This is a genomic window from Thalassolituus sp., assembly GCF_034111725.1.
Lineage (GTDB): Bacteria > Pseudomonadota > Gammaproteobacteria > Pseudomonadales > Oceanobacteraceae > Thalassolituus.
Genome location: NZ_JAWUWR010000009.1, coordinates 57,526 through 70,279 on the forward strand (window position 1 = coordinate 57,526; position 12,754 = coordinate 70,279).

10 protein-coding genes are annotated in these 12,754 nt (G+C 45.5%); 1 reads left to right on the forward strand and 9 read right to left on the reverse strand.

From position 1 onward, the window contains the following. Nucleotides 1-2 precede the first annotated feature (2 nt). The 9 genes from tssC to tagH all read right to left on the reverse strand — a co-directional run bounded on the left by tssC (nucleotide 3) and on the right by tagH (nucleotide 12,216). Nucleotides 3-1,487 carry a type VI secretion system contractile sheath large subunit gene (gene tssC, locus UXZ23_RS01430; RefSeq protein WP_320818874.1) on the reverse strand — a complete coding sequence of 495 codons (1,485 nt, stop codon included), beginning with the start codon at nucleotides 1,485-1,487 and terminating at the stop codon, nucleotides 3-5. Continuing rightward, nucleotides 1,487-2,005 carry a type VI secretion system contractile sheath small subunit gene (gene tssB, locus UXZ23_RS01435; protein ID WP_276681915.1) on the reverse strand — a complete coding sequence of 173 codons (519 nt, stop codon included), beginning with the start codon at nucleotides 2,003-2,005 and terminating at the stop codon, nucleotides 1,487-1,489. The genes tssC and tssB overlap by 1 nt, the downstream gene beginning before the upstream one ends. Nucleotides 2,006-2,064: 59 nt before the next feature. Further along, the gene (gene tssA / locus UXZ23_RS01440; protein ID WP_320818875.1) at nucleotides 2,065-3,318 is read right to left on the reverse strand and encodes a type VI secretion system protein TssA; all 1,254 of its coding nucleotides are present in this window, start codon (nucleotides 3,316-3,318) and stop codon (nucleotides 2,065-2,067) included. Nucleotides 3,319-3,458: 140 nt separating this feature from the next. Next, nucleotides 3,459-4,133, reverse strand: a complete 675-nt coding sequence (tagF, locus tag UXZ23_RS01445) for a type VI secretion system-associated protein TagF (RefSeq protein WP_320818876.1) — start codon at nucleotides 4,131-4,133, stop codon at nucleotides 3,459-3,461. 10 nt (nucleotides 4,134-4,143) lie between these two features. Next, the gene (gene tssM, locus UXZ23_RS01450) at nucleotides 4,144-7,641 is read right to left on the reverse strand and encodes a type VI secretion system membrane subunit TssM (RefSeq protein WP_320818877.1); all 3,498 of its coding nucleotides are present in this window, start codon (nucleotides 7,639-7,641) and stop codon (nucleotides 4,144-4,146) included. 80 nt (nucleotides 7,642-7,721) lie between these two features. Then, the gene (gene icmH / locus UXZ23_RS01455; RefSeq protein WP_320818878.1) at nucleotides 7,722-8,603 is read right to left on the reverse strand and encodes a type IVB secretion system protein IcmH/DotU; all 882 of its coding nucleotides are present in this window, start codon (nucleotides 8,601-8,603) and stop codon (nucleotides 7,722-7,724) included. Nucleotides 8,604-8,607: 4 nt separating this feature from the next. Further along, the gene (tssK, locus tag UXZ23_RS01460; RefSeq protein ID WP_320818879.1) at nucleotides 8,608-9,942 is read right to left on the reverse strand and encodes a type VI secretion system baseplate subunit TssK; all 1,335 of its coding nucleotides are present in this window, start codon (nucleotides 9,940-9,942) and stop codon (nucleotides 8,608-8,610) included. Nucleotides 9,943-10,033: 91 nt separating this feature from the next. Next, nucleotides 10,034-10,570 (reverse strand): type VI secretion system lipoprotein TssJ, encoded by a 537-nt coding sequence (tssJ, locus tag UXZ23_RS01465; RefSeq protein WP_320818880.1) that lies wholly within the window; start codon nucleotides 10,568-10,570, stop codon nucleotides 10,034-10,036. Between the two features lie 38 nt (nucleotides 10,571-10,608). Then, nucleotides 10,609-12,216, reverse strand: coding sequence for a type VI secretion system-associated FHA domain protein TagH (gene tagH / locus UXZ23_RS01470; RefSeq protein ID WP_320818881.1), 1,608 nt, complete (start codon nucleotides 12,214-12,216; stop codon nucleotides 10,609-10,611). A 276-nt stretch (nucleotides 12,217-12,492) separates the two neighbouring features. Here tagH and UXZ23_RS01475 point away from each other — a divergent pair. After that, nucleotides 12,493-12,754, forward strand: a 262-nt coding sequence (locus UXZ23_RS01475) for a hypothetical protein (protein WP_320818882.1), incomplete at its 3' end; no start/stop codon positions are given.

The following is a 12,754-nucleotide window of genomic DNA, read 5'->3' on the forward strand; positions in this document are numbered from 1 at the left end:
GCTTACTTAGGTTGTGGAATGTTCGCAACCATACGAAGAGAAGTCGTCAGTTCTTCCATTTGCAGCCAAGGTTTGAGGTAGGCAACAGCACTGTAGGCGCCTGGTTGACCTGGAATTTCTTTTACCTCAACGCGAGCTTCAGCTAGTGGGTACTTAGCTTTCATCTCTGCGGACGCATCTGGGTTTGAGTTGGTGTATTGAGAGATCCACTGGTTTAACCAGCGCTCGCAATTCTCTGCCTGCATAAATGAACCAACTTTATCGCGTGCCATTACTTTTAAGTAATGGGCAATACGAGAAGTCGCCATCAAGTATGGAAGACGTGCAGAGATAGAGGCGTTAGCCGTTGCATCTGGATCGTCATAAACCTTTTGCTTTTGAGCAGACTGCGCACCAAAAAATACTGAGTAATCGGTATTTTTGTAGTGACATAGTGGCAAGAAGCCTTGATTCGAAAGCTCTGCTTCACGACGGTCAGTAATACCCACTTCAGTTGGGCATTTCTGATCGGTATCGCCGTCATCACTCTTAAAGATGTGTGATGGTAAGCCCTCAACACGGCCACCTTCAGCACCACGAATAGCGGTACACCAAGAGTTTTCTGCGAATGCGCGAGTGAGGGTTGTGCCCATAACATAAGCAGCGTTCATCCAGCAGTAATCATCATGGCCGGCGGCTTTTGACATGCCTGACTCGTCCAATTCGAATTCTTCAAAATTGAAGCTTTCAACTGGCTTAGAAGCAGCGCCATAAGGTAGGCGAGAAAGTACGCGTGGCATTACCAAAGTCACGAAGCGAGAATCATCGCTATCGCGGAAGCTACGCCATTTGATGTATTCCTGAGATTCGAAAATCGCACCTAAATCACGCGGCTTAGATAGCTCAGTAAAATCATCAAAACCAAACATGCCTGCACCAGCAGCAGAGATGAATGGGCAAAAACCAGCAGCCGCAACGTTAGACATATTAGCTAACAAATCGACGTCTTCTGGGTGGCTAGTGAATTCGAAGTCACCGATCATAGCGCCGTATGGTTCACCACCGGCAGTGCCGAATTCTTCTTCATATAATTTTTTGAAGATTTGGCTTTGATCGAATTCAACCGCTTTATCAAGATCGCGGAACAATTCGCGCTTAGAAATGTTAAGCATGCGAATTTTCAGCGTAGAGCTGGTTTCAGAATTCATCACCAAGTGATTAAGGCCGCGCCATGAACCTTCCAACTTTTGGAATTTTTCATCATGAAGAATTGCCGTTAATTGACGCGACATAGCTTCGTCAATTGCTGCAACCGCTTGCTTAATGGTATTGGTTAGGTTGCGATCCCAAGTCACTGTACCTTTTAGAACCTGTTCAGTCAGGTTAGCCAAAAGGTCTTGAGTTTCTTCGCGCTCAGTTTGCTTAGTTGAACTAATTGCTTGTTCTAATAAGCTAAACGATTGCTCTTCGGCGACTGCGCCACCAGAGGTTTCTAATTCAGTACTCATTATTCAGCTCCTTCCTTAGCTTCACCGATACCAAGCTCTTTCGAAATAGCGGTAATGTTGTCGGTATTTTTCAAAATTTCTTCAAGAACGTTTTCGAGGTCTTCTGAACGATCTGCTTTGCTCAATAGATCACGTAGTTTGTTACGTGCATCTAATAGTTTTTTCAGTGGTTCAACTTGAGACACGATGGCTTCTGGTGTGAAGTCATCCATTTTCTTGAAGTCGAGATCAATAGCAACTTTGCTACCATCTGCTGCCAGGGTATTTTCAACCTGAAGATTCAATTTAGGATTAACTTTACCCATTGCTTCGTTGAAGTTATCGCGGTCAATCTGAACGAATTTACGATCTTTAAGCGCTTTGCGGTTCTCAGTATTATCACCGGAATAGTCGCCCATAACACCCGTTACAAATGGCAGTTCCTTCTTAACTTCTGCACCGTTAGTTTCAACGTCATAGGTAATGTGTACGCGAGGCTTACGAACTCGCTTCAATTTATTGTGAATACTTTCGGACATAAATAACTCCTTTTCGTGTGAGTAACGGTTTAATTCTCTGGGTTCAAATTAGTTAACGCTTACCATCCCAATTTTGCGGCTGGTTCTGCCGCTGACGCAGCGCCTGCTGCCCCTTGAGATGAAGGTGTCGTTTGGCTAGTGGCGGGTTTAACCACTGGTGGCGCAACATATGAATGGGTATCGCTGCCATCCAACATCACCCCGGTAAACTGCGAATAAAGGCTACGAGCTGTACTATCAGGAATCAGTTCCATCATGAGCTCTGCAACCGTCATGCGGCCCCACGAAACGATACGCTCTAAGCTAGGCGCAAGAGGTGTATGAGGCTCGTATTGACGGAAATATTTAGCTACTTCTTCAAGACGCTTAAGGGCATCTTCGCGATTAGTAATTGGGCCTGCGGCAGCATTAGTCATATGTACAACCTGGCTTGTAGTAACGGTTTCGTCCGATGATACTTCGCTCGGTTCTGAGACAGCTGCGGCAGCAGCATCGGCGTCATCCGCCGCTTGGATTTTTTCTTTATAGGCGAAACGCGTGGTACGTAAAACTTCGTCTAATAATTCTGTGATTTTTGAGCTTGGAGGAGCATCGCCGCCACATAATTCGCGTAATTTACTGCTGGTTTCTTTATAGGCCGCTAACGCTTCTTCGATGGTTTCAATGAAATTACGGCAGGTCTGAATATCGGTCTGGGCGATCGTGTCATTTACTGACGACAGGCTGTATCCAAGTGTTGAAATACGCTCAGCTTTGCGATCTTCATCGTCGATTCGATCAGCATCACGAGCCTGCTGATATTGCCAAAAACTGAACGCGCCATGATCGCCGTCAATCGTAATTTCGATATTGCGTAACGGCGCTAATAAAGTACCTTCACCGCCGTCACCATTTAAACCTGTGAGTGGTGCAACACGAGTCTCAATGCCATCTTCGTCAGGCATTGGAAATAGACCATCCCAATGATCATTAACTAATTGATTAATTAATTTCATACCATCTCTTAGACCAGAAACGCCATTAAGACGAACTAGGCTTTCGAGGTACCAAGTTGCAACTTCTAAATCCTTAGATTGAGAAGACAGGATTTTAGTCGCAAGTTCAGAAACAGTAACCCAAGGGGTATACAAATCAATTTCAACGTCGCCAAACATAGCTGAGCGTTCTGCTGCTCGAGCATTATTTCGGGCGTCTTTAATGACATAGTAATCAGATGTGGGGGAACGATCGGCTCTTACATCGCTTCCCTGCGGCATATCATCACTAATAGGAGCAACTAAGCTATCAATATCGATAACATAACCAAATGGCATCGGTCAGAATCCTTTCTAAATTGTGGTTAAGCGTTATTCTGCCGACATATTACACGCCTAAATTGCAATTTAACACCCGCGATAATCTTATTCGCTACTTAATAAATTAGTATTAGTTTGGCGTTATATTAACCGGCCAACTAATTCCAACGTCCATCCAACATAAATACAAATTGATCCGGCTTTGGTAGTCCTTCGACAACAACTGTTGTCGCTGGGCTATTAGCCGTTTCTCCAGTGCTCCATATACTGCAGCTGGCTTGAGGGGCGAATTGGGTGTTTAGCAAGGCTGCATAACGCTCAACCTCATTATGGCCTCCCGTCATTACCATCGCATTACCAATGTTTCGACATTGCGCTGATGGTGTCATGCCATGCTCCCATAACCTTGCTGACTCACCGTTCAATAATTGTGATAACTGATCTGCATCAAACGAATTTTGCAGCGCCGCAAGTGCAGCAGCTTCAAGAGACTCAAACCATGATTGATTATTACCCATAAATGCAAAAAGATTGGTTTTTGCATTCAGAGGCTGCACCAACGACAGCGGGAAATATCGACCGACACTATCGACACTTGGAATTAAAATTCCGGCCCAAGAATGTTCATTAATCACGCCAGGGCGGAGGGCAAAGCGCCAAATCGAACTGGTTAAATATATATCCAACCAACTATCACCAAGAAGCTCTTTTGATCCCGACACCGAACACTGCAACCATTCATCCCAAACGGATAGAAAGGCCGAAGACACATGACGATTAACAAAATCGCCATGCGCAGGTAATTTTCCGAATAATCCAATCTGATTGCTCATGAGTCCCTCTTTATAACGACTGAGGACAGCTAAAGTTTCTTAGCAAGCCAAAATCAAAGGCATTAACACTACTCGGAGCAATCAAGTTGTAAACGGCATTATGGCCATTACCTGTAAACGTTACTGAATATTCACGGGCATTACTGGTGGCTTTCATATCGGCATCATCAAGCAATCTTAGGAATGACCAATCGCCATCAAATTGCTTACTGCTTACCGCTTCGTTTAAATCTTCAAAGACAACGCGCGAGCGGTTACTTTCTGCAGCGCTCCACATAGCATCTTTTTCAATGCGCGGACCATGGGAATAAGACATCCGTGATTCTCCCACTTCGAGCGTAAATAGACGCACATTAGAGTCTAATTTATGCGGCTCTACCGCAAATGCGAAACCAGCACTTTCGCCCTTTGCATAAAAGGCTTTACGAATATTGTCGGCGCGGCGGAACTGCGCAAGTGATGCATTGCTGATACCTAGGGTTAAGCCATCGTAGCTTTTCGCTTGCCAGCGACGCGTATCAACAAATGGCAACACATACTCGTCGACAAAGCTTTGCTGTATGCCACCCGGCTTAAAGAATTCATCGAAAGCAATCACTGTCGCTTCGGATTTTTTATCCGCCGACATCGGATAACGGTTATAGATGTTTTCGCGATAATTATCGTAAACCTGATAACGCCACACGGTATCTATGTGAGTTTTCGCTTTGCCAACAATTAACGTCCACGTTGAATTGGCTAAATGATTTAACCAGCCTTGAGCTTGTTCCGGTGCCGTCGCGGCTAAACTCTTCAATTGCTGCATTGCATCAGCGCCATTGGTAGTAAATTTCGTTTTGGCGACATCAAACGCTGCGGCATTAGAATCAGGCGCACTATTGATTTGACGGAAGTATTCGTTTAACTGCTGAATACCCAATAGGTACGACTGCATTTTTGAAGGTACGCCGTTCTCACTCTTAACCATACGTTGAACATCTTGGAATCTAAGATCAACAATATTGGGCTCGTAAACCTTAGCGAACACTTTCGCTGCAGCTCCGGCGACCGCGCCTTTGCTAGGATCAAGGGATACCTGTGGCGTTAAACTAGTATTTTCCGCCACTAGCTCACTGACGTGCACTAAAGGTGACGCTATAGGATCAGATAATTGCTGCAGTACCGCGATAGCCTGAATGCTATTGGTAATACGGGACAAGGTGAATCGCTGGTAAAATGCCTGCCAACGTTTGGCATATTCACTTAGATATAGTTTTTCAACTTCGTCACTTAATTTCTCTAAATCTGCTTTAGTAAAATCTTCGCCATTTGCGCCATCACCATAAATCCAACGATCTTCCGCGATCTTGGTCATCATGTCAGAATTAGCGCCGTACTCAGCATTCTTAAAGCCGGCCTTAGTAAACAAAAATGGCATTTTGAAAACAGGATCGGTTTCTGCAATGCCGAACGCTTGTTGTGTGTCGCCACCGATTTCACGGTATAGATCAACAAGCTGAGCATTGTTACCGCTATTCTGCAATTGCGCATATAAACGCTGCGCAACGGGAATACGCTTTAACTGCAAACGCGTACGCTCAACCACTTGATCGTTAGCAACAACCTCAGTATTCAAAGGCTCGCCAAATAAGTTGTCCAAATGACGTAACAACTGCTCCTGCTTACCAGCTTCGCCCGGCAACATATCCTGCCAACGAGTTTTAGCATAAGCGCGAATCTGCTGATAATCGCGATGCTCTTCGTCAAACAACATTAAATACACTTTAAATATTGGCAGCAGTTCACTGTCAGTATAGGTCAGTGTGTTTAAATGTCTTTCCAGCATGGTTTTAACCGCAGGGAAAAATATCTTATTTAATTCAACTTGATATAAGGCATCTGCCGATGAATCAACACGGCCATCATAAAGGCCGAGGTTACTTAGGAACGGATGTTCATCCTGATCGTATACTAAGCTGGCATTGAGCAGAGGATTCATTACCGGTAATACCGCTGGGATATCGTCCCGCGTTACGTCAAATTTCTCAGCTTGCTGCTTAAAGTCATAAAAAAAAGCATCAACATCAGTCATGAAAGATTTATTTTTAGTAAGGCCGCCAGCCCATAGCGCAGCGCTACCTAAGAAGATCAGTGAAAATACAGCGAGAGTGCCACGACGTAACCAAAGTAATATATTTTCGACTTTGCGATTGACACCAACGAGTTCTGATTCGGGAAAAATAACGTCGTTAAATAAGCGCGTTATAAAAAAGCTCTTACCGCTATTTTGTTGCTGCTTGCCCATATTGCGCTCAAGGCCAAAGTTATTACTTACCTGAGCCATCATGCGATCAATTGGGCTACCTTCTTGGGTGGCACTGGTAAAATACACACCGCGCAGCATAGGCACTGAACCAAAACGGTCGGGTGAGAAAACCTGAGCGACGAACTCATCAACAACGCCACCAAGACTTTCAAAATGCGCAGGGAAGCTTTGAATCATTGAACGTTTTTCGATATTACGCTCTTGATGAACTCGCCCTAGCAGCATGCCGTTTAAGCGTTTCGCCAACTCGGAAAATTCAGCTTTGAAGCGACCAATATCGGCTCCGGTCTCTGGGCTAGTTTCCGCCGGGAAACTCACGCCCCATACCTGCTCACGCTCAGATTGCGATAAATTAGCAAAAAACTCGGCAAAACCTGCCACTAAATCGCACTTAGTGAAGGTCAAATAAACGGGGAAACGAACGCCTAATTCTTCCTGCAATTCGCCAATACGCGTCTTAATCGTCTTCGCTTGTTGATTGCGCTGTTCCGCGGTCTGAACCATTAAGTCCTGCAAACTAATGGCAATCAAAGCACCATTGATCGGACGACGACGGCGGTATTTTTTCAAAAGGGTTAAAAATGCATTCCACGCATTATTATCGACAACGCGATGACTATCTTGCGTGGTGTAACGACCAGCGGTATCAATTAACACAGCATCATTCGTAAACCACCAATCACAATTACGCGTACCGCCAACACCGCCAAGTGCTTGTTTACCATGACTCTCAGCAAGCGGAAAATTAAGACCGGAATTGATTAATGCTGTGGTTTTTCCCGCACCTGGCGGTCCAATAATAATGTACCACGGTAGCTGGTATAAGCTTCGACTACCAAAACGAGATTTAAAGCGAGTCTTTTTCAGTGTAGCCAGCGCCTCTCTAAAACGCTGCGACATAGCCGTTAATTCTTCTTGGCTACGCTCATCGTCTGGATTTTTCGCTTCTTCTTGAGACTCTTCAATGCTACCGATCAACTCTTTATTTTGACGACGCTCAACTAACCATTGCGCCATATTCCAAGTTAACCAAATCAACCAAAATAGACCGATAACGATCCAACGAGTCGTTGTGCTTAGGGTAACGTTATCGCTACCAAACTTGATGAATTCAGCGCCAAACCAAATCAGCAAAGATAGGGCTGTAAGGCCTATGATGCCTAAGACCCACTTATTTGTTAGAAACTCAAGTAGACGTTTCATGAATACTCCATGTGAAATAGCCGGGGATGTATATCACTACCCGCATTAAAATTTGATAATCAACAGAGCAAGTTCGCCGGCTAATAAAACCGTCTTTCCGTGTTTGGTTCTGGTGAAACTGTATTTTCTTCTATTTTTTCAGAAGGCATCATTTCTGCCGCAATCTTACTCGCCACGGGATCGGTGGTCTGATACAGCCAGTAACGAAAACCAGAAAAGGTTAGTAGTAACGCCGCCAAGACAACGCTGGCAAACACCCACAACGGAATAAAATTTGCCATACGGTCTTTGGCTTTAACGGTGCCTTCCCAGTTAGGCGACAAGTCATGCGCGGAAACAGGGCGATGACTTTCGATAGTTTTGTATAAGTTATCGCGAATTTGTTCGATCTGCTGACCACCGCCAGACACGACTCGGTATTTACCTTGAAAGCCAAGACTCAAACAAATGTAAAACAACTCCAATACATCTAAATGAATGCCAGGGGTTTCTAACATACGCTGAAGAATTAAAAAGCACTTCTCGCCACCAGATGTCTCTTGATGAAAGAGGCTCAACAAAGAGTGCTGACTCCAACCGCTCGACGCACCCCAAGGCGTATTAAGTACGACCTCATCAATAACAGAACAGAGCAAATACCGTGCGGCGATAACACTATCACCCGCAATACCTGCATTACGGGTTTTACTTTCAAATGCTTTTATTTCGTCGGTAAGACGTTTATGCAAGTCCGGCACATTGGCATGCTGCATGGTAGAGCGCAGTTTAATCATTAGCGTCAGCAAAGTGGTTGCTGAGTTCACCAACGGATTTAGCCCTGTCTTAATCTCAATACGCTCATTCGACTGCAAGCCAAAATTTCCTACTGCAGGCGGTGGCGTTTGTGCGCCGCGTGCCGCTCCCGGCGTTGGAATGATGACAGTGCGGTCAGCACCGCCTGGAATTGGTCGATCACCGCTCATTGCTTCAGCTCCTGATTGCCCATAGTTCCATAATTAATCCCGGAAATTCGGCGCCCAAATGCACGGCAAATCCACCCGACTGTTGCATTGCAGTCCATAGCGCACCGCTCGCATCAATCTCAAAATAGGTAAATCCGGCATGATATGGAATTTGGCGAGGGGCTACGGGTAGCGGACGAATACGCAAACCCGGTAGCTGAGTCGAAATAAGCTCGCGAATATTTTCGACGGGGGCCAACTTCGCCTGAGAAGGGAAACGACTGCGCAGTAATTCGGTTGGAATATCCGCTTTTACGGCAATAACGAATGCCGCCGTTTTGGTTAGCGATGGATCCGTAATTGGCGCAACATGAATACCATATTTACGCTCAACCAAGTTCAATGAAACCGCCGACTGCTCAAGTACCATGCTGAGCGACTGACGTAATGCAGAAAATAATCCGGCGTACGTCTGCTGTAAATCCTCGTGATTATAAGCAGGGATATCGGGTGGACGCTTATTACTAGCAGTGAAGGTTGATAACTCACCGGCTAATTGCAATAGCTCAGTATATAAAGCTAAAGGATGAACATTGGATAATTGACTTAGGTGATTAATCAAAGGCTCTACGCGGTTAATAACTTGCAGTAACAAATAATCTGCAACCTCTGCCGAACCTGAACGACCAGAGTCGCTAAGGCGATGGCTTAGAGCTTCTCCGCGCTGCTTTAGAAGACCTTTAACTTCTTCAATGTACCCTTTAATTTCAGCGCTGCTAGTACACTGCAATACCGGCGGAATAAAGGTTTTATCGAGCTTAATTGGGCTACCCGGTAGACGTTCGATAATTCGAGCAATACCGATACAGGCATAGCCACCCAAATCTTCTGATCCGAGTTTAAAGCAGGTTGATAGCTTACCAATTTGAATGCGCGATGACTCACCAGACGATGAAGCACTGTTGCGCGCGTCATAGTTATAGGTTTTGTAGCGCGCTTGCGGGAATTCTTCTTCATCTCGCACAGACTCTTGCGAACCAGGGCGACGCATAGGCACACACAGGTAAACAATTTCGTCTCGGGTGTTTTCAGGAATATCAATAATATTAGGCAACTCTTCTGACTCTGGCGCCAGAATAGGTGTGCCATCAGGGAATACACCCTGAACCGAAGATATAGACACCTTGCCAAGGGCCAAAGCCTCAACATCAATGGTGATCTCTTGAACGCCCCAATAATGCTGACCAATGACGCCTGTCCTTGCGTCAATTAGCCGCTCAACGAACCTATCTTGCTGCTGAAAATGCTGCGGGCGAAGAAACATGCCCTCAGACCATATCACTTTATTTTTTGAAGACATTTGTCATCCTTTTTACAATACTTAGGCGCAATCCTAATGGCGTATGAGACTGAACTCTCAACGCCTATATTTGCTTAATCACAACCAGTTTTTAATGAATTCGGTCACTTCTCACTGGCCGAGTGGCTTCGTGGAGGTCGTTGTTTTCAGGTTCTTGGTATACCGACAATTTGTTACTATCAATCGCGATATCAAAGATGTTTTGATTATGCTCTACGATTGGAAATACCATAATGGCGTCGGCATTGCGATATTGAATAAACTCGGCCATCAGGCCAATAAATTTCACTTCTGGCGGCAAGCCAATCACTTCAGTGCGCGACTCTCCGGGCGTGATTTCCTTCAGTACTACAGAACCTAGCAAGTCTTTACCTAAACGCGCTTCAGCACCTTCGTACAAACTCAGAAAATCTTCGCGACTAAACTGGCGATCATCGGCAAGTTTGAAAACATGCACAACCACAGGTGAAGCACGATCGTCGGAATCAGGATTGATATTATTTAATGCAGAAAAATTAATGACAGCGGAGGTATCAAAATTAAGTGCCTTGCGGGCCGACTGGCAGCCACTCAGCGTCACAGCCAATACGGCAATTGATGCACAATAAAACAGCGATTTAAACATCATGTATTTCCCTTTAACTCCCTATCCGTATTTATCTGACTTTACGAGCGTCGCTTTAATGCTCGTGCATTTTTCAATTCAGCTAATTGTTTTTCGTAGCTACGAGCAAACTCTTCACCAAACAACTTGTTGTACGTTGTCTCGTGATCACTTTTCAGCGATTTGTAGTACTGCTCAAACGCAGACCAGTTTTTGGCGTTTTTGTTACCTAGTAAAGAATCGCCAGCATTGATATAACGCTTTAAACTTTCTGGATTAAAGTGATTTAACATGGCGGCGTAAGCTGTGTTCATACCCGTTAGCACGGCCACTTGGTGATCTGATAAATCATCAAAGCTATCTTGAATGGCTTCCGTCGGACGCATAAAAGCAGAACGATCTTTGCTAAACATCACTTTCAGTGCATCGGTCGCTGTTGCTGAAAATTTCAACGGATTATTATCCGTCGTTTGAATCATGGTGTGCTGGACACGTAGCTCATTTTTAATGGCCGTTCTAGCGCGGAGTAAATCAATTAGGCGGGTGACCGTTTCATTAATAATACTCGACATCTCAGGAATAAGAGTCTGCAACTGTGCCGGCTGAATATTGTCGATTCCTAACAATGTCGCCAGCTGCTGTAACTCGTTTGCATTATAAGATGGCGTTGTTGCAGCTTGATGTTGCGCGGAAGTAGACGGCATCACAGGCGGAACCGATAGAGGCGTAGGCATTGGCTTGGATGCGGCTGGAGAAGAAATTCCTAGCAAGCTATCAATATCTTCGTGCTGCACACCAGCACTGGATGCTGCAAATGGATTATCGTCAAATGTGGGTACTGGCTGCGGCGGAACTGCAAACGCAGGCGACGGCTGGCTAAATGCGGGTTGCTGCAACGGGGGTGGCGTAGGCACGGCGGGAGAAGGAATACGAATTTGCTGTTGATCTACAGGTGAATTATCAGCCTCGCTTCCAGACTTCCACCAATCATCATTATCATCCCAGCTCGGCGCTTTCGGCGAGCCAAACGACTGCGAATTATCGAGCGCAGCAAGCGGATCTACATTACTAGTATCGTTCATAATTGAGGCGTTTACCGAAGGCGATGTCGCCACACCCCATGGATCATCTGCGGCTTTAGAGGCAGGAGCACTTGATGCCGCTGAGCCCCAAATATCGGTTTCGAATGATGGCTTAGGCGCTGCAGGATCAAGCCAACGATCTAAGTCTTTCGCATCATTAGCCACTTGCTGTTTTGCTGCCGTGGCCGGATTAAATGTGGTTTTGTCACCCGAGTCTAAAAAATCGACGGCGCCTAAATCTTTCGGCAAACTAGGCGCAGCAGGCGGGGCTTTCAGCGTCACCTTTAAGTGGTACTCACCACAATTAATAATGTCGCCATTAACCAGAGGATGATTATTACCAGCACCAAGGGGCACTTGGCTCTCATTGATAAATGTACCATTGGTACTGTGATCAATAACGAAAAATTGCCCTGCATTAAAATTAATTTCTGCATGCTGAGACGATAGAATTCGATCGGTATCCGACAGAACCCAATCATTGGAGTCGGCACGGCCAATACGACCGCCAACACCCCGAAACACTTTTGTGTGATTGAGCATGTTCGCATGAGATGGACATTTAACCACTGTCAAAATTAAATCCATTTATCCACCATCAAAATCCCGTTTAGGCAGTAGCTAACGTCAGCTTTTCAGTAAGTTTTTGCAGGCCCGATCAGCACGATAAGCGAAAAAATCGGCCTTCGTGAGCGTCTTAAATTAGACGAGTATATGGGTAACCATCTTGAGCCATGAGTGCGTCTCCTATAGTATCTGCGCCATGCCCTCAGTTCAAGTGATTAAGGGACGTGTGCCAAGTAAGGATCTTGGCATGTAAGGGACGCAAAATATTTAGACTGTCATCGATTTAATGGGCGCGATATGACCGACAATAGGGACGACAAGACTCGTTTGGTATCTACACACAAAACGGGCAAAAGTACTGGGAATGTTTCTGATAAAGACGGGAATACAGGGAATAAACAAAGTGTTAATCCCACGCAAGGAGCAGCCAAAACACCAAGTGGTGCTGGCGACGACGCCACGGTTTACGTCGGCTCTCGCGTATCGTCTTCGTCTCCGAATCCCAATGATGACTCGACAGTCGTAACGTCTAGACCAATGCCTGCAGGTGCCGCCGGAG